The sequence below is a fragment of the Pseudomonas sp. GW821-FHT02H09 genome (assembly GCF_059421425.1).
Window position 1 is genome coordinate 88,696 of the sequence record NZ_JBWKVA010000017.1, and the last position, 23,735, is coordinate 112,430.

General features: G+C 59.9%; 24 protein-coding genes. 19 read left to right on the forward strand and 5 right to left on the reverse strand.

Translation table 11 applies throughout. The features are described from left to right. Window positions 1-336: 336 nt before the first annotated feature. The 4 genes from AC07VR_RS21755 to AC07VR_RS21770 all read left to right on the forward strand — a co-directional run bounded on the left by AC07VR_RS21755 (window position 337) and on the right by AC07VR_RS21770 (window position 4,723). Window positions 337-2,253 (forward strand): sigma-54-dependent Fis family transcriptional regulator, encoded by a 1,917-nt coding sequence (locus AC07VR_RS21755; RefSeq protein ID WP_495012484.1) that lies wholly within the window; start codon window positions 337-339, stop codon window positions 2,251-2,253. A gap of 214 nt (window positions 2,254-2,467) precedes the next feature. Then, entirely contained in the window at window positions 2,468-3,817 is a 1,350-nt protein-coding gene (gene mpl, locus AC07VR_RS21760) for a UDP-N-acetylmuramate:L-alanyl-gamma-D-glutamyl-meso-diaminopimelate ligase (protein ID WP_494995011.1), read from the forward strand. Then, entirely contained in the window at window positions 3,814-4,446 is a 633-nt protein-coding gene (ubiX, locus tag AC07VR_RS21765) for a flavin prenyltransferase UbiX (protein ID WP_495012485.1), read from the forward strand. Before mpl ends, ubiX begins: the two co-directional genes overlap by 4 nt. Continuing rightward, window positions 4,439-4,723, forward strand: coding sequence for a YceK/YidQ family lipoprotein (locus AC07VR_RS21770; RefSeq protein ID WP_494995013.1), 285 nt, complete (start codon window positions 4,439-4,441; stop codon window positions 4,721-4,723). The genes ubiX and AC07VR_RS21770 overlap by 8 nt, the downstream gene beginning before the upstream one ends. Window positions 4,724-4,889: 166 nt before the next feature. Here AC07VR_RS21770 and AC07VR_RS21775 read toward each other — a convergent pair whose 3' ends face one another. The 3 genes from AC07VR_RS21775 to AC07VR_RS21785 form a co-directional block, all read right to left on the reverse strand. Continuing rightward, complete coding sequence (locus AC07VR_RS21775) at window positions 4,890-5,531, reverse strand: oxidoreductase (RefSeq protein WP_494995014.1); 642 nt, start codon at window positions 5,529-5,531, stop codon at window positions 4,890-4,892. A gap of 28 nt (window positions 5,532-5,559) precedes the next feature. Continuing rightward, window positions 5,560-7,278: a C13 family peptidase gene (locus AC07VR_RS21780; RefSeq protein WP_495012486.1), complete on the reverse strand. Its 1,719-nt coding sequence runs from the start codon at window positions 7,276-7,278 to the stop codon at window positions 5,560-5,562. Between the two features lie 103 nt (window positions 7,279-7,381). Further along, on the reverse strand, window positions 7,382-7,837 hold the full coding sequence (locus tag AC07VR_RS21785) for a MaoC family dehydratase (protein ID WP_495012487.1): 456 nt from the start codon (window positions 7,835-7,837) through the stop codon (window positions 7,382-7,384). A 182-nt stretch (window positions 7,838-8,019) separates the two neighbouring features. Between AC07VR_RS21785 and AC07VR_RS21790 the strand changes: the two genes are divergently transcribed. Genes AC07VR_RS21790 through AC07VR_RS21800 form a run of 3 tightly spaced genes read left to right on the forward strand, consistent with a single transcriptional unit; the run spans window position 8,020 to window position 9,696 of the window. Further along, window positions 8,020-8,382, forward strand: a complete 363-nt coding sequence (locus AC07VR_RS21790; protein WP_494995017.1) for a CidA/LrgA family protein — start codon at window positions 8,020-8,022, stop codon at window positions 8,380-8,382. Beyond that, window positions 8,379-9,095, forward strand: a complete 717-nt coding sequence (locus AC07VR_RS21795) for an LrgB family protein (protein WP_495012488.1) — start codon at window positions 8,379-8,381, stop codon at window positions 9,093-9,095. Before AC07VR_RS21790 ends, AC07VR_RS21795 begins: the two co-directional genes overlap by 4 nt. A gap of 10 nt (window positions 9,096-9,105) precedes the next feature. Then, window positions 9,106-9,696 carry an LON peptidase substrate-binding domain-containing protein gene (locus AC07VR_RS21800; RefSeq protein WP_494995019.1) on the forward strand — a complete coding sequence of 197 codons (591 nt, stop codon included), beginning with the start codon at window positions 9,106-9,108 and terminating at the stop codon, window positions 9,694-9,696. A gap of 350 nt (window positions 9,697-10,046) precedes the next feature. On the opposite strand, the gene AC07VR_RS21805 is transcribed toward AC07VR_RS21800, so the two are convergent. Then, window positions 10,047-11,363 carry a bifunctional DedA family/phosphatase PAP2 family protein gene (locus tag AC07VR_RS21805; RefSeq protein ID WP_495012489.1) on the reverse strand — a complete coding sequence of 439 codons (1,317 nt, stop codon included), beginning with the start codon at window positions 11,361-11,363 and terminating at the stop codon, window positions 10,047-10,049. Window positions 11,364-11,479: 116 nt separating this feature from the next. Then, window positions 11,480-12,163: a DNA-3-methyladenine glycosylase gene (locus AC07VR_RS21810; RefSeq protein ID WP_494995021.1), complete on the reverse strand. Its 684-nt coding sequence runs from the start codon at window positions 12,161-12,163 to the stop codon at window positions 11,480-11,482. Between the two features lie 175 nt (window positions 12,164-12,338). Here AC07VR_RS21810 and AC07VR_RS21815 point away from each other — a divergent pair, with 175 nt between their 5' ends. The 12 genes from AC07VR_RS21815 (at window position 12,339) to lipA (ending at window position 23,724) form a co-directional block, all read left to right on the forward strand. Next, window positions 12,339-13,610, forward strand: a complete 1,272-nt coding sequence (locus AC07VR_RS21815; protein ID WP_495012490.1) for a glutamate-5-semialdehyde dehydrogenase — start codon at window positions 12,339-12,341, stop codon at window positions 13,608-13,610. A gap of 46 nt (window positions 13,611-13,656) precedes the next feature. Then, on the forward strand, window positions 13,657-14,301 hold the full coding sequence (gene nadD / locus AC07VR_RS21820) for a nicotinate-nucleotide adenylyltransferase (RefSeq protein WP_494995084.1): 645 nt from the start codon (window positions 13,657-13,659) through the stop codon (window positions 14,299-14,301). Window positions 14,302-14,371: 70 nt separating this feature from the next. Next, on the forward strand, window positions 14,372-14,797 hold the full coding sequence (gene rsfS / locus AC07VR_RS21825) for a ribosome silencing factor (RefSeq protein WP_494995023.1): 426 nt from the start codon (window positions 14,372-14,374) through the stop codon (window positions 14,795-14,797). A gap of 9 nt (window positions 14,798-14,806) precedes the next feature. Next, window positions 14,807-15,274: a 23S rRNA (pseudouridine(1915)-N(3))-methyltransferase RlmH gene (gene rlmH / locus AC07VR_RS21830; protein ID WP_007937439.1), complete on the forward strand. Its 468-nt coding sequence runs from the start codon at window positions 14,807-14,809 to the stop codon at window positions 15,272-15,274. A 12-nt stretch (window positions 15,275-15,286) separates the two neighbouring features. After that, on the forward strand, window positions 15,287-17,182 hold the full coding sequence (gene mrdA / locus AC07VR_RS21835) for a penicillin-binding protein 2 (RefSeq protein ID WP_494995024.1): 1,896 nt from the start codon (window positions 15,287-15,289) through the stop codon (window positions 17,180-17,182). Window positions 17,183-17,213: 31 nt separating this feature from the next. Then, window positions 17,214-18,317: a rod shape-determining protein RodA gene (gene rodA, locus AC07VR_RS21840; protein WP_494995085.1), complete on the forward strand. Its 1,104-nt coding sequence runs from the start codon at window positions 17,214-17,216 to the stop codon at window positions 18,315-18,317. A gap of 17 nt (window positions 18,318-18,334) precedes the next feature. Further along, window positions 18,335-19,345 (forward strand): lytic murein transglycosylase B, encoded by a 1,011-nt coding sequence (mltB, locus tag AC07VR_RS21845; RefSeq protein WP_494995025.1) that lies wholly within the window; start codon window positions 18,335-18,337, stop codon window positions 19,343-19,345. Next, entirely contained in the window at window positions 19,345-20,355 is a 1,011-nt protein-coding gene (locus AC07VR_RS21850) for a septal ring lytic transglycosylase RlpA family protein (RefSeq protein WP_495012491.1), read from the forward strand. Before mltB ends, AC07VR_RS21850 begins: the two co-directional genes overlap by 1 nt. Before the next feature lie 179 nt (window positions 20,356-20,534). After that, window positions 20,535-21,692 (forward strand): D-alanyl-D-alanine carboxypeptidase family protein, encoded by a 1,158-nt coding sequence (locus tag AC07VR_RS21855; protein ID WP_495012492.1) that lies wholly within the window; start codon window positions 20,535-20,537, stop codon window positions 21,690-21,692. A gap of 79 nt (window positions 21,693-21,771) precedes the next feature. Further along, complete coding sequence (locus AC07VR_RS21860) at window positions 21,772-22,047, forward strand: DUF493 domain-containing protein (protein WP_003215438.1); 276 nt, start codon at window positions 21,772-21,774, stop codon at window positions 22,045-22,047. Then, the gene (gene lipB, locus AC07VR_RS21865) at window positions 22,047-22,694 is read left to right on the forward strand and encodes a lipoyl(octanoyl) transferase LipB (RefSeq protein WP_054594204.1); all 648 of its coding nucleotides are present in this window, start codon (window positions 22,047-22,049) and stop codon (window positions 22,692-22,694) included. Before AC07VR_RS21860 ends, lipB begins: the two co-directional genes overlap by 1 nt. Window positions 22,695-22,725: 31 nt before the next feature. Further along, window positions 22,726-23,724: a lipoyl synthase gene (gene lipA, locus AC07VR_RS21870; RefSeq protein ID WP_494995086.1), complete on the forward strand. Its 999-nt coding sequence runs from the start codon at window positions 22,726-22,728 to the stop codon at window positions 23,722-23,724. Window positions 23,725-23,735: the final 11 nt, after the last annotated feature.

The following is a 23,735-nucleotide window of genomic DNA, read 5'->3' on the forward strand; positions in this document are numbered from 1 at the left end:
TCCTTGGCTTTTGTGCTTATAAGGGAGGACGCGCTGTTGCGCTGCATAAGCGTAGAGCAAAGGTCGGGCCAGTGCTTTGCAGGCCAGGTAAATCAAGGGGGGACGGGTTTTTCAGGGGCTGGCGGAACAAAGCTTGTGACAGAGGCGGTACAGGTCTTGTGACAGTTTGTACCGCTTGTGGCACAACCTGAGACTTGCCCGTCAGGCCGGCATTGCAATACTCGCGGCGCTGGAGGATGCTCGGCCTCACGCGATTGCCTTGCTTCGCCTTTGTAGCCGCAGCCTACGGCAGCTACTACGGGAACGAACCAGGCCCTACGGGGAGAATAATAAGAAATGCAGAACAATCATCTGAGTCGGCACGCCCAACAGGTGCTGACCGTGACTCAGGGCAAAGCCCACTTGCAGGGGCCGGGTAGCGATCCGTCCATTGCCCGTTCATGGCTGCGTTGCCTTGAGGACTATCACCTCGATCCGGCCCTGAGTATTGCGCCGACGGTGCTTGAACATGGTCGCGTTCTGGAAAGCCGCGAGCGTTTGCAGCAAGTGCTGCAGATCGCCGGCAACGAAATGACCAGCCTCCATCAGCAACTCTCCGGTGCCGGTCATGCGGTGCTGCTCACCGATTCGCGTGGGGTGATCCTCAACTGCGTCACCGCGCCCGCCGAGCGCAAGATTTTCGAGCGCGCCGGCCTATGGCTCGGTGCGGACTGGAGCGAAGCCTGCGAAGGCACCAACGGCATCGGCACCTGCCTGGTGGAGCGCCAGTCGCTGACCATCCATCAGGACGAACATTTCCGCGGTCGCCACACAGGGCTTACCTGCTCGGCGAGCCCGGTGTTCGACCCCCATGGTGAGCTGCTGGCGGTGCTCGATGTGTCGTCGGCGCGCCATGACGTTTCGCGTCAGAGCCAGTTCCACACCATGGCGCTGGTCAATCTCTCGGCGAAGATGATCGAGAGCTGTTATTTCCTGCGTTACTTCGACAACCAGTGGTTGCTGCGCTTTCACTTGCAGGCCGAGTCCGTTGGCCTGTTCAGCGAAGGGCTGCTGGCATTCGATGGGGAAGGGCGGATCAGCGCGGTCAACCAAAGTGCCTTGAATCTGCTGGGGCATGTGCGCGGCGGGCTGCTTGGCAAGCCGGTAGAAGCCTTTTTCGATTGCTCTCTGGATGAACTGCTCGGTCGTGCCAGTGTGAACGCCAACGCCAGTTGGCCGCTGCGCACCCGTGACGGGCGCGGCTTGTTCGCGGTGTTGCGTGGCCAGCCGCGTAGTGTGCCGAGCCCGGTGATACAGACTCCGCCGGTGGCCGAGCGTGCGCGACTGTCTGGTATCTGCCTGGGCGATGCAGCGTTGCAAAACGATTTCCGCAAAGCCTTGCGGGTGTTCGAGCGCGATGTACCGCTGCTGATCAACGGCGAAACCGGTTCCGGTAAAGAAGCCTTCGCCAAGGCTGTGCATCACGCCAGTCAACGGGCGGATAAAGCCTTTGTCGCGCTCAATTGCGCGGCGATCCCTGAAAGTCTGATTGAGAGCGAACTGTTCGGCTATCGCGGCGGCAGTTTCACCGGAGCGCGCAAAGAAGGTATGCGCGGCAAGTTGCAACAGGCCGATGGCGGCACCTTATTCCTCGATGAAATCGGCGACATGCCACTGGCTTTGCAGACCCGTCTGTTAAGGGTGTTGGAGGACCGGCTGGTGGTGCCCATCGGCGGCGAGCCGCAGGCGGTGAACGTTCGGGTTATCAGCGCGACCCACCGTGACTTGCTCGAGCGGGTGCAGGACGGCAGTTTTCGCGAGGACTTGTATTACCGGCTCAACGGCCTGGAGATCGGCTTGCCGGCGTTGCGCGAGCGTAGCGACAAATCGCAGTTGCTGGACTTCCTGCTGGCCGAGGAGGCCGGCGAGCACAACGTATTGCTTGACGGGCCGGCGCGACAGGCGTTGCTGGACTTCGCCTGGCCGGGCAATGTGCGGCAATTGCGTAATGTGCTGCGCACCCTGGCGGCGCTGTGCGACGACGGGCGGATTGGTCTGCAGGATTTGCCGGTGATGATCAGGCAGAGTCGGCCAGTTCTGGCGCTAACGACCGTCGAAGAGTCCTCCGGGCATCCCCTTGATGACGCCGAGCGTCTGGCATTGCTCGACGTCCTGGAACAGCAGCGTTGGCACATGACCCATACTGCCGAACAGTTGGGGGTCAGCCGCAATACCCTTTATAGAAAGCTGCGCAAGCATGGAATAGCGCGCTAGCGAAAAGATGATCGTTCCCACGCTCTGCGTGGGAATGCAGCCCGTGACGCTGCGCGTCACATTCACGAGCGGACGCAGAGCGTCCATTGAGGCATTCCCACGCGGAGCGTGGGAACGATCAAGCTCCCTCGCCACAGGGGAACGATCACTCAAACACAAGGTGCGATTTGCGGTCCTCTACGCTAACCTGCCTCGATGTTTTACGAGGTCGACTATGCACATTCATATTCTTGGTATTTGCGGCACATTCATGGGCTCGTTGGCGGTACTGGCCAAAGAGCTGGGTCATCGCGTGACCGGCTCCGATGCCAACGTTTATCCGCCGATGAGCACTCAATTGCAGGCTCAGGGCATTGAGCTGACACAGGGCTACGATCCCGCCCAACTCGATCCGGCGCCGGATCTGGTGGTGATCGGCAACGCGCTCTCGCGTGGTAACCCTGCGGTTGAGTACGTGCTGAACAAAGGCCTGCCGTATGTTTCCGGTCCGCAATGGCTGGCCGATCATGTGCTGCAAGGTCGCTGGGTGCTGGCGGTTGCAGGAACTCACGGCAAAACCACCACCAGCAGCATGCTGGCCTGGGTGTTGGAGCACGCCGGAATGAGCCCGGGCTTCCTGATCGGTGGTGTACCGCAGAACTTTGCCGTGTCGGCACGCTTGGGCGGTACGCCGTTCTTCGTGGTCGAGGCGGATGAATATGACAGTGCGTTCTTCGACAAGCGCTCCAAGTTCGTTCACTACCGCCCGCGCACGGTGATCCTGAACAACCTCGAGTTCGATCACGCTGACATCTTTCCCGATCTGCCCGCCATCGAACGTCAGTTCCACCACTTGGTGCGGACCATCCCGAGCGAAGGTCTGGTGATCTATCCGACCACTGAACCTGCGTTGCAGCGAGTGATCGAAATGGGTTGCTGGACTCCGGTGCAAACCACCGGTGTTGGTGGCCAATGGCAGGTCAAGCTGCTCAGCGAAGATGGCTCGAAGTTCGAGGTCATGTTCGACGGTGTCGCCCAAGGTGTGGTCGACTGGGGCATGACCGGCCAGCATAACGTCGCCAACGCCTTGGCCACTTTGGCGGCTGCGCGACACGTCGGTGTAGTGCCATCCATGGGCATCGCCGCGTTGAGCGCATTCAAAAGCGTCAAGCGCCGAATGGAAAAAGTCGCTGAAGTCCATGGCGTCACCATCTACGACGACTTCGCCCACCACCCGACGGCGATTGCCACCACCCTCGATGGCTTGCGCAAACGCATCGGTGACGCGCCGTTGATTGCGATCATCGAGCCGCGCTCCAACTCCATGAAACTCGGCGCGCACCGTGATGGTTTGCCGGAAAGCGTGGTCGATGCCGATCAGGTGATCTGGTACTCGCCGGCCAACCTCGGTTGGGATCTGGGCGCTACCGCAGCGTTGTGCACAGTGCCGTCGATTGTCAGCCATTCATTGGAAGGCATCATCGAACGGGTGAAAAGTCAGGCCAAACCCGGTACCCACGTGGTGATCATGAGCAACGGCGGCTTCGGTGGCCTGCACGGCAAACTGGCCGAGGCGCTGCAATGAGCAACAGCCCTGAACGCATCACACTGGCGATGACCGGTGCCTCCGGCGCGCAGTACGGCTTGCGCCTGCTCGACTGCCTGGTGCGTGAAGATCGCGAGGTGCATTTCCTGATCTCAAAGGCCGCGCAACTGGTGATGGCCACCGAGACCGATGTTTCGCTGCCGTCGAAAACCCAGATGATGCAGGCCTTCCTTACCGAATACACCGGCGCTGCCGCCGGGCAAATTCGTGTGTATGGCAAGGAAGACTGGATGTCACCTGTGGCCTCCGGTTCCGGTTCGCCAAGTGCAATGGTGGTGGTGCCGTGTTCTACCGGAACCTTGTCGGCAATCGCCATGGGCGCGTGCAACAACCTGATCGAGCGCGCCGCGGACGTCACCTTGAAGGAGCGTCGTCAGCTGATTCTGGTGCCCCGTGAAGCGCCGTATTCCAGTATCCATCTGGAGAACATGCTCAAGCTGTCGAACATGGGCGTGACCATCCTGCCTGCATCACCGGGTTTCTATCACCAGCCACAGACCATTGATGACCTCATCGATTTCGTCGTGGCGCGGATTCTCAACCTGCTGAACATCCCACAAGACATGCTGCCGCGTTGGGGCGAACACCATTTGAGCAGCGATGAATAAGCTATTGAGCATTATCCTCGCCCTGCAATTGGGTGGCTGCGCCACGGCGCGAACCCTGGATGCTGCCAAGCCGGGCGCGCCAGTGGTGTATTCGGGAACACGCCTGGATGTGTATGCGATGCAGGGCGGTTGCTGCGCCATGGACCGTTTCGGCGCCGAGGCCCCGAGCTACCCGGGCGTCGATCTGCCGGCCAGCGCCTTGCTCGACACCTTGTTGTTGCCGCTGTCGGTGTTGACGGTGATGGGGGTAGGGTTTCAGGCGACAGGTGGGTTGTAGGGGGGAGCACCGAACCCGCTTTCGTAGCAGCTGCCGCCAGGCTGCGTTCGGCCGCGAAGCGGTCGCAATCCAGGCTATTGGATCTCTACCCAGAAATGCGATATGGCATTCACGACCGCTCCGCGGCCGAACGCAGGCTTCGCCAGCTGCTACGGGATCTGTGTTGTTACTTACCCAGTTTGCGCAACTCATCCGACTCGACGATTCGAACCCCATCCTGCTCTTCCAGCGCCAGGCGCCACATGGCTCGGGCCAGTTGGCAGGCTTCGATACCGTGGTATTTACCGGGGAGCAACTTGGAAAACGGTGCTGCCAGTTGTTCCACCAGGCGCGGTTCCAGGCGATCGCCGATCAACAGGGAAGGGCGCACGATGGTCAACTGCGGCCAGTTCTGGGCCTTCAAGGCATACTCCATTTCGCCTTTGACTCTGTTGTAGAGCACCGAGGACCTCCGATCGGCGCCGATGGCGCTGATCACGATCAGATGCCGCGCACCCATCTCCCGGGCGCGTTTGGCGAAGGCCACGACCAGATCGAAGTCCACCGCCCGAAAGGCTTGCTCGGAGCCGGCCTTTTTGATGGTGGTGCCCAGGCAGCAGTAAGCGATATCGACGCGCCCACTGAGCTGTGGAAGAAAGACTTCCGGGTCACCCACCGGATTTTCCAGGTGGGGATGCTCGGCCAACGGCCGGCGTGAGGGCGCTAATACACGGTTGACTGTCGGCTCGTTGAGCAGCCGGTCGAGTAGATGTTCACCGGTCAGGCCGGTGGCTCCGGCAAGCAAGACATGCTGAGGCGTCAAGTACATAGTGTTTCCCCCTTGATACTGTTTCAGCTTAGTTGCTCTTTGTTACCTTGTTGTTCAAGGAGGCGCTTTCGAGAGCCTTTCGTGCTTGCTGTTTACGCAACAACTGCCAGCGCGCGAGGACGCCCTTGGGCGCCCAGATTTGTGGCTCCGACGCTTCGAAGCTGTCTGCCTGCTCGCGTGCGGCGACAGTCGCCTTGGCCAGGGCGAAGGCTTGCTGCAGGTCGTCGGTCTGGTTCAATGCCTGGGCGAACAGTGCGTCGCCGAAGTAGGTGAAGTCAGCTTCTTCCGAGCAGCCAAAGGACACCCTGTCAGCCCGTGAGGCCGTCATGATCAAGGTTCTCTCATCTTTGAGCGCCGGGATAAAACCGCCGGAATAACAGGCCGAGATCACAATGATCTTGTCGCGATTCTTCAGCGGTGCGAGCACTGCGGCCAACTCGTCGGCCGGCAGGTCGGCCAGCTCCAGACGCGGCTGGTCCAGCACCAGCTCGTGTTCTTGGGTGCCGTGACTGGTCAGGTAAATGAACAGCAAATCTTCCGGACCGCTGCGCTCGGCCAGAGTCAGGACCGCACGCCGCAGACTCTCTCGGGTGGCCATGGGCCGATCACCAAGGTGGTCGCGGTGGTTGACCAGGCGGATCTGGCCATAGGCGCCAAAGCGGCTGGCGAGCATGTTGCTGACGTAGTCGGCCTCACGCAGGAACACACTTTGTTTGCCGTCACCGGCCAGCGTCAGGCTGTACAACTCGACCGCCGGGGTGGACGCGGGCACGTTGGCCAAGGCTTGTTCGAGCAGGCGACCTTGAGCCAGCAAGCCGAGTTCCAGCGTGTCCGGCAATAGTTTGCCGTCGGCATCACGCACCCGTTGGCCATTGACCCAATAACCGCTTTGCACGGTGCCATCGCGCAGCACCAGCGTGCCGTTGCCCTGATAGCTGTCGCTATCGAACTGGCCAATATAGAAACTGCCATCGCTGAGGTTCAAGCGGCCCAGGCCGGTGAAGCGCCAGTCACTGAACTGCCCGATGTAATGGCTGCCGTCGACGCCGATCAGCTCCCCTTTGCCATTGAGTGCACCTTCTTTGAACTGGCCGATCCAGACATCGCCATCGGCGTTTTCGTAGCGGCCCTTGCCGTGCAACTGGTTCTGCTTGAAGCCACCGATGTACATGTCACCTTCGGCGCTACTGAAGGTGCCGTTGCCTTCCAGTTGACCATCGACGAAATGGCCTGTGAACTGGTTGCCGCTTGCATCGCCGCGCTGGCCTTCGCCATTGGGTTTGCCATGGGCGAACTGGCCCTGGTATTGACTACCGTCTTCGAGCTCCAGACGACCGAGCCCTGAATACTGGTCGGCCTTGAACTCGCCGCGGTAGGTCATGCCGTCTTCTTTGAGCGTGCCTTCACCGTCGCGACGACCCAGCTTGAAACCGCCGGTGTAACTGCTGCCACTGGTGGTCAGGGTGCCCTGGCCATCGAACAGGCCTTGCTGGAACTGCCCGCTGTAAACCTCGCCATTGCTGCCGTGCCATTCACCCTTGCCATGCCACTGACCCTTGTCGAACTGACCGGCGTACCAGCTGCCATTCGGGTAATCGACGCGGCCCTGCCCCTGCAATAAGCCGTTGACCACATCGCCGTGATAGCGCCCGCCATCTGGCAAGCGGGCATCGGGCGGCAACAGCGATTCGCCGTCGCCGCACGCGGTGAGCAACAGGGTTAAAACGAGGGGTGCAAGTGAGCGCATAGCAGGATCCGGGCAATTAGGCGACCGAGTATGCCGCAGCTATGTGTCTGATATATAGAGACGCGGTGCGAAACAGCAGGAACTGCTTCGCATCCGGGAGGGGTTAAACGAACGCCAGCGACAGCGGTTCAGCAATGTACGCCGGTTTTTCCGATCCTTCTATTTCCAGGGTGGCTGTGGCCTTGAGCAGCCATTGGCCGGGTTTCTTTTCGATGACTTCCGTCAGGTCGACCTTGAGCCGGACTTTGGAGTTGACCTTGACTGGCTGGATGAAACGCACGCTGTCCAGTCCATAGTTGACGACCATTTTCAGACCTTCAGGCAATACCAGAAGGTCTTCCATCAATTTCGGGATCAGCGACAGCGACAAAAAGCCGTGGGCGATTGTGCTGCCAAACGGCGTTTGCGCCGCCTTCACCGGATCAACGTGGATGAACTGATAATCGCCAGTGGCTTCGGCGAACAGGTTGATGCGGTCTTGATCGATCGTGAGCCATTCGGAACGTCCGAGTTCCTTGCCGACATAATCTTTGAGCTCTGCAACGGGAACATAGGGCATTGAGACTCTCCTTGGGTTCATCGGTTTTATAGTTTTTTAAATGATGGGGTTGGCCCCCTGGCAACCACTTTAGATCATCATGGCCACTTGCTCCGGTCAACCATTTATGGTTTTTGCGAATGCCGGTTCATAGGACGCGGCATGCTTATAATGCCCGGCGCGTTTTTTGCGGGAGACGATGAATGTTGTTACGCGGCCTGACCTGGCTGGTGCTGTTTCAATTGCTCGGCACGGCCATCAATCACCTGTTTTTGCCGGTTCTACCTGGGCCGATTGTGGGTCTGCTGCTGTTGCTGGCGTTTCTGATTTCGCGTGGCGAGGTCGCTGAACCGTTGAGCCTGGCGGCCAGCAGTTTGTTACGTTATTTGCCATTGCTGCTGGTACCGCCTGCGGTAGGGGTGATGGTTTATGCCGCCGACATTGCCGCGGACTTCTGGGCGATCGTCGGCGCGCTGGTGTTGTCGCTGGTGATCTCCATGGCTTTCGTCGGAGTGCTGATGAACAAGTTGGTCAAGCGCCAGGCGCGTCGGGAGGATACCCAATGACCTTCAATTGGCAGGGTGCCCTGGCGGCGGTCATTCATCACCCGTTGTTTGGCATAGGCATTACCTTGGGCGCCTACCAACTGGTGTTGGCGGCGTTCGAGAAAACCCGATGGATATTTTTGCAACCGGTGCTGGTGTCGATGCTGTTGGTGATCGGCGTACTGGTCGGTTGCGGCCTGACCTACACCGAATACCGCAAAAGTACCGAGATCCTCAGCATTCTGCTGGGGCCGGCAACGGTTGCCCTGGCGGTACCGCTCTATCTCAATCTGCGGCGGATTCGGCAGCTGTTCTGGCCGATATTTACTACGCTGGTGATAGGTGGTGTGGTGGCGACAGGCCTCGGTGTGTTTCTGGGTTGGTGGTTTGGCACCGGACACATGGTCCTGATGACCATGGCACCCAAGTCGGTGACCTCGCCAATCGCCATGTTGGTGGCTGAACAGATTGGGGGTGTCGCGGCATTGGCGGCGGTATTCGTGTTGATCACCGGGGTGATCGGGGCGATTTTCGGTCCGGGTCTTTTGACTCGTTTAGGTGTCCATAGCCCTGAAGCCCGCGGTATGGCGCTGGGCATGACGGCGCATGCGGTCGGCACCTCGGTGGCGTTGCAGGAAGGTGAAGAATGTGGCGCTTTCGCCGCGTTGGCGATGAGTTTGATGGGTGTAGCCACGGCGGTGTTCCTGCCGTTGGCAGTGTCGATGGTGGTTTAAGGAAACCTTTATGAGTCTGGCGCTATTCCCTCTGAACACGGTGTTGTTTCCAGGGTGCATCCTCGACTTGCAGATCTTCGAGGCGCGTTATCTGGACATGATCGGTCGCTGCATGAAACAGGGCGGTGGCTTTGGCGTAGTGTGCATTGTCGAAGGCGATGAAGTCGGTGTCGCCCCCGAGGGCTATGCCCGGGTCGGGTGCGAGGCGGTGATCACCGACTTCAAGCAGCAGGACAACGGCCTGCTGGGGATTCGTGTGGAAGGCCGGCGTCGGTTTCGCGTGCTGAGCGCCGAGGTCCAGCGCGATCAGCTGACCGTGGCCGAGATCGAGTGGCTGGGCGAACTGCCCGAGAAGCCCTTGCAGAATGAAGATGCCGACTTGATCGCTTTGCTCAAGGCATTGGCCGAGCACCCGATGGTCGAAGCCTTGAACATGGGCACCGAGGCAACGGGCCAGCAATCATTGGCCAATCAGCTGGCTTATCTGTTGCCCTTTTCCGAACTGGACAAGATCGACCTGCTGCAACTGGACGATCCGCAACAACGCCTGGACGCGATCCAGGCGTTGCTTGATGAGTTGCAGGGGGAGTTGTTTGCCTAGCCTTTGACCCTTCGTTCCCACGCTCCTGCGTGGGAATGCCCTACTGGACGCTCGGCGTCCGCTCTTGAATGTGACGCAGAGCGTCACAGGCTGCATTCCCACGCAGAGCGTGGGAACGATCGAACTCCACAACCAAGCGTATGGCTTCCGCTTTTTCCTCAGAGGTAACAACCCGATATCCCATGACGCTTCCTTAGGTCGACACTCCTACATCATGGTCCAAAAACATTGAGCCACAACAGCCTCGCTCCTACGGGTATTGCGCGGTCCTTGTAGGAGCGAGGCTTGCCCGCGAAGACGTCCTCATGGCTCGCATGGATTTCGATTGGAGCCCAATCCGCAAGCTCGTCTCAATACGCATACCGCGCCATCGCATAAGGCAAATGCCACAGCGCGAAGAAACCAAACAACGCCACCAGCGCCGGCAGTACCAGCCACCAGACTTTGCGCGGCATTACGCCCAAGGGGCGCTGGCGTTGGCTCAGGGCCAGGCTGGCCGCGCAGAAGCAGGCGGCGAGCATGGCGCCTGCCAGGATATCTGTCGGCCAATGGGCTCCGAGATACACCCGCGACAGTGCGATCGACGCCGCAGGCAAACAACCCAGCAGCAGCCAGGTCAGGCGCATTCGCGGTGGCTGGCCGCGTCCGGCGAGTACCGCCAGAGTCAGGAACAGGGCGAACGAACCGGAGCTGTGGCCGCTGGGCATGCTGTAGCTGGTCAGCGGATCAGTCAGCACTTCCGGGCGCATGCGGGCGAAAAACCACTTGGTCGCGGTATTGGCCAGGGCGGTGCACAGTAGCGTGGCGCCGGCGAAGGTAGCGTGTCGCCATTGCCGGGTGGCCAGCAGCAGGATCGTCACCAGAGTGCTGGCCAGCAGCATCGTGCGAAATTCGCCGAGCTGCGTCAGGGCCACCATCACCTCATCCATCGACGGGCTGCGGTGTTCTTGTACCAGCGTCATCACGCCATGATCGAGCTGAGCCAAGTACGGATAGCCGATAAACAGTCCTGCCAGAATCATCAGGCTCAGGCCTGTTATCAGCAGCGTGACCTTGCGGTGGCGGCGCAGGGTACTGTTGATACTCAGACCCACCAGCACCGCGATGCTGCCCGCGACGATCCCGGCTTGTGGCCAGAACCCTTCGGGCAACGGCAGGCGAATCGCTGCGCCAGTGGCCCAGCCCGGCAGCAAATAGGCAACCGTCCAGCCTGCTGCAGCCAGCACGCTGACGGCAATAAAACGTGGAAATGGCATGTCGAACATCCCGGCAACCATCGGCAGCATCGGTCGCAACGGGCCAATAAAGCGCCCGACCAGCAGGCTGGCGATGCCATAGCGCTGGAAATACGCCTCGGCGCCGCTGATCCACTCGGGGTGATGGCGCAGCCCCGGCAGGCGACGAATGTTCTGGTGGAAGCGTCTGCCGAGCAAATAAGACGCCGCGTCGCCAAGCAAGCCACCGAGAAAACCCATTAGCAGGGTCTCGCCCAGGGACAGCGCACCACTGCCGGCCAGCACGGTGATGGCAAATAACAATACCGTGCCCGGCACGATCAGCCCGGCAATCGCCAGGCACTCCACGCACGTCACTATGAAGACCGCCGCGGCCAGCCATTGCGGGTTTGCCGTCAACCAGCCGGTCAGGCTATCGAGCCATGGGCCCATCGATTCAACTCCATTGGATTGGTGTCATTTTGGCACTGCCTACGGCTGCGATCTTTTGATCTGGCTTTTGTACGTGCCAGAGAGAAGATCGCAGGCGTCGCCAGCCCCTACAGGTTTCAGATCAGAAAATAGTCGCAACCTTCGACCTGGCCACGGCGTAGCGGGTTTCGGGTGCAATAAGGCGCGTAGGCGGCATCGACGAAGCGGTACATCAAGTGTTCGTCGCGCCCGTGCGGAATGCCTAGACGAGTGGTTTGAATGACGTGCGCCGGTGGCGTGCCGACATCTTCGACAAACAGCAACTCATGATCGAAGCGTTTGGCATCCCAGGCGGGTACTTTCAGGCCGAGTGCCTTGCATAGCAGAGTCTGGCCGGCGCAGAGCTTCTGCGACGGGCGCGGTCGACCATTGGCGTCGGGGTTGTTCAAGAGCATTTGTGCCAGGCTCGCGGGGCCGGACAACTCGTCGACCCACGGATAGGCCGATTTGATCAGGACGGCATTACCCGGCCCGTGCGCGCTGAAGTTCAGCGAATCGCCGCCACGGGCGTAGTACATATAGATGTGGCCGCCATCCAGAAACAAAGCCTTACGTTTTTCCGTGTAGCCAAGGGAGGCATGGCTGCCTTTCTCGGCACAGTAATAGGCTTCGGTCTCAATGATTCGCGCCGAAAGCCACAGATTACCGACCCGATGGCGGATGACTTTACCCAGTAAATCGCGAGCAAGTATCTGAGCGTCCCGGTTGAAAAACTGGTCAGGCAGGGCGTTGGGCGGGTTCTCGGTGATCAGATTGGACATGATGGCCAAGGGCAATTCGGCTAAATGTGACCGAATGATAACAACTTAAGCCTTAATCGAGGCTGAACAGTGGGTATTTGCACCCCATTTCGACCATCCGCCCGTCACCGCTGTTAGTAGGAGAGCGCGACAGCTATAATCTGCCGCTTTCCTCTTTGCCAAGACCATAGAGACCATGACTGAGTCCGTTCTTGACTACATGACCCGTTTGGGTCGCGCTGCCCGCGAAGCCTCCCGCGTGATCGGCCGTGCCAGCACCGCGCAGAAAAACCGCGCGCTGCACGCTGCCGCCGCGGCTTTGGATGCCGCTCGCGCCGAGTTGACCACCGCTAATGAACTGGACCTGGCCGCTGGTCGGGCCAACGGTCTTGAGCCGGCCATGCTTGAGCGTCTGGCGCTGACTCCGGCACGGATCGACAGCATGATTGTCGGTTTGCGTCAGGTGGCCAGCCTGCCGGACCCGATTGGCGCGATCCGCGACATGAGCTATCGGCCATCGGGTATTCAAGTCGGCAAGATGCGCGTGCCGCTGGGCGTCGTGGGAATTATCTATGAGTCGCGTCCGAACGTGACCATCGACGCCGCGAGCCTGTGCCTGAAGTCGGGCAACGCAACCATCTTGCGTGGTGGCTCGGAAGCCATTCATTCCAACCGCGCAATCGCCGCGTGCATTCAGCGTGGCCTGGCCGAAGCCGGGTTGCCGGCTGCCGTGGTGCAAGTGGTTGAAGTCACTGATCGCGCAGCCGTTGGCGCGCTGATCACCATGCCCGAATACGTCGACGTGATCGTGCCCCGTGGCGGCAAGGGTCTGATCGAGCGCGTCAGCCGTGACGCCCGCGTGCCGGTGATCAAGCACCTGGACGGCATCTGCCACATTTATGTCAGTGCCCACGCCGAATTGCCCAAGGCCCAGCGCATCGCGTTCAACGCCAAGACTTATCGTTATGGTATCTGCGGCGCCATGGAAACCTTGCTGGTCGATCAGGCGGTGGCCACCGATTTCTTGCCGGCGATGGCCGAACAGTTCCGCGCCAAGGGTGTCGAGCTTCGGGGTTGCGAGCGAACTCGCGCAGTCATCGACATGGTCGCGGCAACCGAAGAAGACTGGAACACCGAATACCTGGCACCGATCCTGTCGATCCGCGTGGTCGACGGGCTGGATGAGGCCATCGAACATATCAACCATTACGGCTCCCATCACACCGACTCGATCGTTACCGAGCATCAGGGCGAGGCCCGGCGTTTTGTTGCTGAGGTCGACTCCAGTTCCGTGATGATCAACACCCCGACCTGCTTCGCCGATGGCTTCGAGTATGGATTGGGTGCGGAGATTGGCATTTCTACTGATAAGCTGCACGCCCGCGGTCCGGTGGGGCTCGAAGGTTTGACGTGCGAGAAGTACATCGTGGTCGGTGATGGCCAGTTGCGCGGTCAGGAGTCGGTCTGACTTGGCCGATAAACGCCAGTCAGCTACCGTGACCCCAAGCGAACCCCTGCCTCGACGCATTGGCGTGCTGGGCGGGACCTTCGACCCGGTACACATCGGCCATTTGCGCGGTGCACTGGAGGTTGCCGAATCGCTGGCGCTCGATGAGCTGCGTCTGACACCCAGTGCCAGGCCGCCGCATCGGGATACGCCACAGGTTTCGGCCCCCGACCGTCTGGCGATGGTCGAATGTGCGGTAGCGGGCGTTGCACCGTTGGTGGTGGACGCTCGTGAGCTGCAACGGGACAAACCGTCCTACACTATCGACACCCTGGAACTGATGCGGGCCGAGTTGGCCGCTGATGACCAGTTATTTCTACTTTTGGGCTGGGACGCATTTTGCGGCCTGCCCACTTGGCATCGCTGGGAAGAGTTGCTCCAGTATTGCCACATCCTGGTGCTGCAACGCCCGGATGCCGACAGCGAACCGCCGGATGCCCTGCGCAACCTGCTGGCAGCGCGCTCGGTGAGCGACCCGCTGGCCCTCAAGGGGCCGAGCGGACACATTGCATTCGTCTGGCAGACGCCGCTCGCGGTATCCGCCACCCAGATCCGTCAACTGCTGGCCAGCGGTAAGTCGGTACGTTTCCTGGTGCCTGACGCGGTCCTGGCCTACATCGATGCGCACGGACTTTACCGTGCGTCGAACTGAAAAGGAGCGCTTCAAGGCACGAATAAACGTGTATTGAAGCGCCCGAACATACGAGCTGAACGAGTTTTATATGACGAACAAAGTACAAATTAGCGGCGAAGAAGTAGTCAAGCTGACAGTAGCGGCTCTGGAAGACGTCAAAGCGGTAGATATCCACGTAATCGATGTGCGCGAAAAGCACAGCATCACCGATTACATGATCATCGCGACCGGTACCTCTTCTCGCCAGATCAACGCGATGCTCGACAAGGTTCGCGAAGAAGTGAAAAAACATGGCCTCAAGCCGTTGGGCGAAGAAGGCAAAGGCAACAGCGACTGGGTTCTGCTGGACCTGGACATCGTCATCGTGCACATGATGACCGCCTCTGCACGTCAGTTCTATGACCTTGAGCGTCTGTGGTCTGGCGCTGAACAGAGTCGTGCTCTGAACGCTGCTCACCACAGCCCGGAAAACTCCCACGAGCACTTCATCAAGCTCAACCGCGACCAGGAATAAGGGGCCGCTGTGCGACTGCGTCTGATCGCCGTCGGTTCCCGCATGCCCAAATGGGTGGAAGAAGGCTGGCATGAGTATGCCAAGCGTCTGCCATCCGAGCTGGCGCTGGAGCTGGTGGAAATACCGCTCAACACCCGTGGCAAGAACGCTGACGTGGCGCGCTTCATTCGCCAGGAGGGCGAAGCCATGCTGGCCAAGGTCGGCCCGAACGAGCGCGTCGTTACCCTCGAAGTGCACGGCAAGCCCTGGAGCACCGAGCAACTGGCGGTCGAGCTCGATCGCTGGCGGCTGGATTCGCGTACGGTGAATTTCATGGTCGGCGGCCCCGAGGGGTTGGCGCCTGAAGTCTGCGCGCGGGCCGATCAGCGCTGGTCGCTGTCGCCGCTGACCTTGCCGCATCCGCTGGTGCGGATTCTGATCGGTGAACAGCTGTATCGCGCCTGGACAGTGCTGTCCGGGCACCCTTACCACAAGTAGTTCAGCGCCCTCATGTCTCAGCCGATCCGCATCAAGGACCACGAGAAAGACGCCCGTCTGGTGCGTGGCCGGGTCGTGTTCGGTGCAATTGCGGTGGTAACGCTGATCGGCGTGCTGATCGCGCGGCTGTATTTCCTTCAGGTGATCCAGTACGAGTATCACTCCACGCTGTCGGAGAACAATCGCGTTCATGTGCAGCCGATTCCGCCGTCCCGCGGGATGATCTTCGACCGCAATGGCGTTGTGGTGGCCGATAATCGGCCCAGCTTCAGCCTGAGCATGACCCGCGAGCGTTCGGGTGACTGGAAGCAAGTGCTCGATGTGATCGTTGAAGTGCTGCAACTGACGCCCGAAGACCGGGTGGTCTTCGAAAAACGCATGAAGCAGGGGCGCCGACCGTTTGAGCCGGTGCCGATCCTGTTCGAGCTGACGGAAGAGCAGATCGCCCGGATTGCGGTGAATCAGTTCCGCCTGCCGGGCGTTGAAGTGGTTGCGCAGCTGGTGCGCCACTATCCGCAGGGCGCGCATTTTGCACACTCGGTCGGGTACATGGGGCGGATCAACGAGAAAGAGCTCAAGACTCTGGATCCGGTGGGTTACAGCGGCACCCATCAAATTGGCAAAACCGGCATCGAGCGCTTTTACGAGCCCGAATTGCACGGTCAGGTCGGTTACGAAGAAGTCGAGACCAATGCCCGTGGTCGCGTGTTGCGGGTACTCAAGCGTACCGATCCGATTCCCGGCAAGGACATTGTCCTGAGCCTGGACATCAAATTGCAGGAGGCCGCCGAACTCGCCCTGGGCGGTCGACGTGGCGCGGTGGTGGCTCTGGACCCGAATACCGGCGAGGTTCTGGCGATGGTCAGCCAGCCGAGTTTCGATCCGAACCTGTTTGTCACCGGCATCAGCTTCAAGGCTTACGCCGAGTTGCGCGACTCCATCGATCGCCCACTGTTCAACCGGGTCCTGCGTGGTCTGTATCCGCCGGGGTCGACGATCAAACCGGCGGTGGCGATTGCCGGGCTGGACTCTGGCGTGGTCACCGCCTCGACCCGGGTCTTCGACCCGGGTTACTACATGTTGCCCAACTACGACCACAAGTACCGGAACTGGAACCGCACCGGTGACGGCTATGTGGATCTGGATACGGCGATCATGCGTTCCAACGACACCTACTTTTATGACCTGGCGCACAAGCTGGGGATCGATCGACTGTCCTCTTACCTGGGCAAATTCGGCATCGGTCAGAAAGTTTCCCTGGACATGTTCGAAGAGTCGCCAGGGCTGATGCCAACGCGTGAATGGAAGCGGATTACCCGTCGTCAGGCCTGGTTCCCGGGCGAGACGCTGATTCTGGGTATCGGTCAGGGCTACATGCAGTCGACGCCGTTGCAATTGGCTCAGGCCACGGCATTGGTGGCCAACAAGGGCAAGTGGAATCGCCCGCATCTGGCGAAAACCATCGAAGGAGAGAAACCGGTCGATGCGAACCCGATGGCGGACATCGTCCTGCGCGATCCGTCCGACTGGATGAAGGTCAATCACGGCATGCAGCAGGTGATGCACGGTGCCCGCGGTACCGCGCGCAAGGCTGCCATCGGCTCGCCATACCGGATTGCCGGCAAAAGCGGTACGGCCCAGGTGGTGGCGATCAAACAGGGCGAGAAGTACGACCGTTCCAAGGTTCAGGAGCGTCACCGCGACCACGCCTTGTTCGTCGGTTTTGCTCCGGCCGATAACCCGAAAATCACAGTGGCGGTCATGGTCGAGAACGGCGAGTCCGGCTCCGGCGTCGCCGCACCGGTAGTGCGTCAGGTGATGGATGCCTGGCTACTGGGCCAGAACGGCCAGCTCAAGCCTGAGTTTGCCAGCCCTACAAGCGCGGAGGCTACGGCCCGTGAAGAGTAATTTTGATCGCATCCTCTCCAGTGAGGATGTGATGCGTCGCCGCGCGACGCTATTGCAACGCATGCACATTGATGGCCCCTTGCTGATCCTGCTGCTGACGCTCGCGGCGGGCAGTCTGTTCGTGCTGTATTCGGCCAGTGGCAAGAGCTGGGATCTGCTGATCAAACAGGCAACCTCGTTTGGCATCGGTCTGGTGTCGATGGTCATCATTGCTCAGCTGGAGCCCAGGTTCATGGCGCGTTGGGTGCCACTGGCCTATGTGCTGGGTGTCGTGTTGTTGGTGGTGGTGGACGTCATGGGCCACAACGCCATGGGCGCCACACGCTGGATCAACATTCCCGGGGTGATCCGCTTCCAGCCCTCGGAATTCATGAAGATCATCATGCCGGCGACCATCGCCTGGTACCTGGCCAAGCGCACCTTGCCTCCGCAACTCAAGCATGTGGGCATCAGCCTGATGCTGATCGGGGTTCCGTTCATTCTGATCGTGCGCCAGCCCGACCTTGGCACCTCGTTGCTGATTCTGGCGGGCGGCGCGTTTGTGCTGTTCATGGGCGGCCTGCGCTGGCGCTGGATCCTCAGCGTGATCGCCGCAACCGTTCCCGTGGCGATCGCCATGTGGTTCTTCATCATGCATGACTACCAGAAGCAGCGGATCCTGACCTTCCTCGATCCGGAGAGTGACCCGCTCGGCACCGGCTGGAACATCATTCAGTCCAAAGCCGCCATCGGTTCAGGTGGCGTATTCGGTAAAGGCTGGCTGCTCGGTACCCAGTCCCATCTGGACTTTTTGCCGGAAAGCCACACCGACTTCATCATCGCGGTCATGGGCGAGGAGTTCGGTCTGGTGGGCATCTGTGCGTTGTTGCTGATCTATTTGCTGTTGATCGGTCGTGGGCTGGTGATTACCGCTCAGGCGCAGACATTGTTCGGCAAATTGCTCGCCGGCAGCCTGACCATGACGTTTTTTGTTTACGTTTTCGTCAACATCGGTATGGTCAGCGGCCTGTTGCCGGTAGTGGGGGTGCCATTGCCATTCATTAGCTATGGAGGAACTTCGCTGGTGACGCTGCTGTCAGCGTTTGGGGTTTTGATGTCGATCCATACCCATCGTAAGTGGATCGCGCAGGTTTGAATAAGGTGAAGATTTCAATGCAGGTAATGCGTCGCTGGGCTGCTCGATACGCTCCGTGGGTCGGCCTGGTAGGCATTCTTGGTGCGGCGCAGGAAGCGTTGGCCGGCGATTATGAAGGTTCGCCGCAAGTGGCCGAATTCGTCGGTGAAATGACCCGCGACTATGGTTTCGCCGGGGAACAGCTGATGGGCGTGTTCCGTGAAGCCGAGCGCAAACAATCGATTCTCGACGCGATTTCCCGGCCTGCCGAGCGGGTCAAGCAGTGGAAGGAATACCGCCCGATGTTCATCACCGACGCGCGCATCGCCCGCGGTGTGGATTTCTGGCGTCAACACGAAGCCGTCCTGGCCCGTGCCGAGCAGGAATATGGGGTTCCGGCTCAGGTGATCGTGTCGATCATCGGCGTTGAAACCTTCTTCGGCCGCAATACCGGCAACTATCGGGTGATCGACGCCTTGTCGACCCTGAGCTTTGACTACCCGCCACGCGCCGAATTCTTCCGCAAAGAGTTGCGTGAGTTCCTGCTGCTGGCCCGTGAAGAACAGCTCGACCCGTTGACCCTCAAGGGCTCTTACGCCGGTGCCATGGGCTTGCCGCAATTCATGCCGAGCAGCTTTCGCGCCTATGCTGTGGATTTCGACGGTGATGGCCACATTAATATCTGGACCAACCCTGACGATGCCATCGGCAGCGTTGCCAGCTACTTCAAGCGTCACGGCTGGGTCGCCGGCGAGACGGTGGTCAGCCAGGCCACAGTGCGTGGCGATCAGGTCGACGATGGGTTGAGCCCGGGAATCGAGCCGGTCAAAACGGTCGGGGAGTTGCGGGCGCTGGGCTGGTCAAGTCATGATGCGCTGCGCGATGATATGCCGGTCACGGCTTTTCGCCTGGAAGGCGACAATGGTCCAGAATACTGGATGGGTCTGAATAATTTTTACGCAATCACGCGCTATAACCGCAGCGTGATGTACGCCATGGCCGTGCATCAGCTGTCTGAACTGCTGGTCCAAGCACGGGGCGTCAAGTAATGCGGGCAATGCCGATTCGTAAACCCCTGAAGCTGATGGCTTTCGCCGCACTATCGTTGCTGGTGGTCAGTTGTTCGACCAGTCGCTCACCGCAGCAGAAATCATCGTCCGGCGTTCGCGCAATGCCCGGTCTGGATATCAATCGCGCCCATAAAGACGGCGCGCCGTGGTGGGATGTCGATATTTCGCGCATTCCGGATGCCACGCCTACCTTGCACCAAGGGCCCTACAAGGCCAACCCGTACACGGTGCTGGGCAAAAACTACTTTCCGATGAACGAGTCGAAGAACTATGTCGCCTCGGGCACGGCGTCCTGGTACGGCACCAAGTTTCACGGCCAGAACACCGCCAACGGCGAAGTCTATGACTTGTACGGCATGAGTGCCGCGCACAAGACCCTGCCGTTGCCGAGTTATGTCCGGGTGACCAACCTGGACAACAACAAGAGCGTGATTCTGCGAGTCAACGATCGTGGGCCGTTCTACTCGGACCGGATCATCGACTTGTCTTACGCTGCTGCCAAGAAGCTCGGCTATGCCGAAATCGGCACTGCGCGGGTCAAGGTCGAGGGCATTGACCCGCAAGAGTGGTGGGCCCAGCGCGGCCGGCCGGCACCGTTGATGCTGAACGAACCGCAAGTGGCGCAATCTGCCGCGCCCGTGCTGACGGCTTCGGCCGGCACGGTCGAGCAATGGACGCCGCCACCACAGCAACATGCCGCGGCCGTTGTGCCCGCGCAGCTGGATGCGAAAAAAAGCGCTTCTGCACAAGCCTCTGGCCAGTATCTTCAGGTGGGCGCCTTCGCCAACCCGGACGCTGCAGAACTGCTGAGGTCGAAGCTGAGCGGGATGGTGCAGGCCCCGGTCTTCATCAGCTCGATCGTACGCAATCAACAGACGCTACATCGGGTACGCCTGGGGCCAATCGGTACTCAGGGTGAAATCCAGCAAGTGCAAAACAGCGTTCGATTGGCCAATCTCGGCCAGCCTAGCGTCGTAACAGCAGAATAAGTGACATCGGATTGAGGGCCTGGCCTTTGCAGGGTCGGGTTCCGGTTGTTGGCTCGTCGAACAACAAAAGCTCGTGAAGGGCCATAGAGTGAGCAACTGAACACGCGACAACCGGGTAACGGTTGTCAGATTAGTTTTGCCCGTGCGGGCAAGTTTCCATTAGCAATTTCGAGAGACGGATGAACATCACCACCTTTGCCAAACGCCTGTGCCTGCTTGTCCCGCTGATCATCACACCTGCTGCGTGGGCGGCAGAGATGATGCCGTCGCCACCGCAACTGGCTGCCAAGGCCTATGTGCTCATGGACGCCAGCAGCGGTAACGTGCTGGTCGAGAACAATGGTGACCAGCGCCTGCCACCGGCCAGCCTGACCAAACTGATGACGGCCTACATCGCGACCCTGGAAATCCGTCGCGGCCAGATCGGCGAAAACGATCCGGTGACCGTCAGCGAGAACGCCTGGCGTACCGGTGGTTCGCGGATGTTCATCAAGGTCGGCTCTCAGGTAACGGTCAGCGACCTGCTGCACGGCATCATCATTCAGTCGGGTAACGACGCCAGTGTTGCGCTCTCCGAGCACATCGCCGGTAGCGAAGACGCGTTCGCCGACATGATGAACAAAACCGTCGCCGATCTGGGCATGAGCAACAGTCACTTCATGAACCCGACCGGCCTGCCGAACCCGGAGCACTACTCGTCGGCCCACGACATGGCGCTGCTGGCCCGCGCGATCATCCACGAAGATCCGGCTCACTACGCGATCTACTCGCAGAAAGAGTTCTTCTGGAACGGCATCAAGCAACCGAACCGCAACCTGCTGCTGTGGCGTGACAAGACCGTCGATGGTCTGAAAACCGGTCACACCGATGAAGCCGGCTACTGCATGGTGTCGTCGGCTGTACGTGAAGGCATGCGTTTGATCGCTGTGGTGTTCGGCACCAACAGCGAAACGGCTCGTGCTGCTGAAACCCAGAAGCTGCTGACTTACGGTTTCCGTTTCTTCGAAACCCAGACCTTCTACCAGAAGGGCGCCGAGCTGGCTCAGGCTCCAGTCTGGAAAGGCACCACCAATCAGGTTAAAGCCGGTTTGGCTGAAGACCTGACCATGACCATGCCTAAAGGTCAGTTGAAGAAACTGGCTGCGAGCATGAGCATGAACCCGCACCTGGTTGCGCCGATCGCCAAGGGTGACGTAATTGGTAAAGTCGAAGTGAAACTGGACGATAAAGTCGTGCACAGTGCCGACCTGATCGCACTGGACGCTGTTGACGAAGGTGGTATCTTCCGCCGCATGTGGGATAGCATCCGTCTATTCTTCTACGGCTTGTTCAACTGATTAGTGTGGACCTGCATGGCTGCGTTCCAATCTGGAGCGGGGCCATGTCCGTTGCCACGGCTTACGAGGCCGTTACGCCATGACAGACACCGAAGTAAAGGCGCCAAAGATCGAATTTCCCAACGTTGATTATCCGGTTAAGGTGATCAGCGATACGGGTGTAGGCAACAAAGACAAGATCATCGAGATCGTCAAGAAACACGCGACGATCAACCATGACCGTGTGGATGAGCGCCAAAGCACCAACGGCAAGTACACCACGATTCAGTTGCACATCGTCGCCACCGACCAGGACCAGCTGTACAACATCAACAGCGAGTTGCGTGCGACCGGTTTCGTGCACATGGTGTTGTGATGTCCGAACCGCTGGGCTTTCGCGAGCTCGGCCAGCTGGCTTACGAGCCGGTCTGGCATGCCATGCAACGGTTCACCAACGAGCGCGGCAGTGACCGCGCCGATGAAATCTGGCTGGTCGAGCACCCGCCGGTTTTCACCCAGGGCCAGGCCGGCAAGGCTGAGCATCTGCTGCTCCCCGGCGATATTCCGGTGGTGCAGGTTGACCGTGGTGGTCAAGTGACTTACCACGGCCCGGGTCAGTTGGTGGCTTATCTGCTGCTGGACGTGCGCAAGCTGGGTTTCGGCGTGCGCGACCTGGTCAGCCGGATGGAGCAGTGCCTGATCGAGCTGCTGGCCAGCTACGGCGTAACCGCTGTAGCCAAGGCCGATGCACCGGGCGTCTACGTCAACGGTGCAAAAATCGCTTCTCTGGGTCTGCGGATCCGCCACGGTTGCTCCTTTCATGGCCTGGCCCTGAACGTGGATATGGACCTGGAGCCGTTTCGACGGATTAACCCCTGTGGATACGCCGGGCTGGCCATGACCCAGCTGCGCGATCACACCGGGCCGATTGAATTTGCCGAGGTTAGTGCCCGGCTGCGTGCGCAGCTTGTCAAACACCTCGACTATGCTGAGCAGACGACCCTAACGGGCGGAATCGACTGATATGACTACTGCGCAAGACGCTGTGCAAACCATGATCCCGACGCTGGATGTTACCGAGCGCCCGGCCCCGCGTGCCAAAGTTGAAGCTGGCGTAAAGCTGCGCGGTGCCGAAAAGGTTGCGCGCATTCCGGTGAAGATCATTCCGACCACCGAGTTGCCGAAAAAGCCTGACTGGATTCGCGTACGCATCCCGGTTTCCCCGGAAGTCGACCGCATCAAGGCCCTGCTGCGTAAACACAAGCTGCACAGCGTCTGCGAAGAAGCATCCTGCCCGAACCTGGGTGAGTGTTTCTCCGGTGGCACCGCGACCTTCATGATCATGGGCGACATCTGTACCCGTCGTTGCCCGTTCTGCGATGTTGGCCACGGTCGTCCGAAGCCACTGGACGTCAACGAGCCGCAAAGCCTGGCCATCGCCATCGCCGACCTGCGTCTGAAGTACGTGGTGATCACCTCGGTAGACCGCGACGACCTGCGTGACGGCGGTGCCCAGCACTTCGCCGACTGCATCCGCGAAATCCGCAAGTTGTCGCCGGATGTACAGCTCGAAACCCTGGTCCCGGACTACCGTGGCCGGATGGACGTGGCGCTGGAAATCACCGCCGCTGAGCCGCCGGATGTGTTCAACCACAACCTGGAAACCGTACCGCGCCTGTACAAGGCTGCACGTCCGGGTTCCGATTACCAGTGGTCGCTGACGTTGCTGCAGAAGTTCAAGCAAATGATGCCCCATATTCCGACCAAGTCTGGCTTGATGCTGGGGCTGGGCGAAACCGATGAAGAAGTCATCGAAGTCATGAAGCGCATGCGCGAACACGACATCGACATGCTGACTCTCGGCCAGTACCTGCAACCCTCGCGCAACCACTTGCCGGTCCAGCGCTTCGTGCACCCGGATGTGTTCGCCTGGTTTGCCGAAGAAGGCTACAAAATGGGCTTCAAGAACGTTGCGTCGGGCCCGCTGGTGCGTTCCTCGTACCACGCCGACGAACAGGCGAAACTGGTTAAGGCCGAGTTGATGTCGTCCTGATCGACAATGCC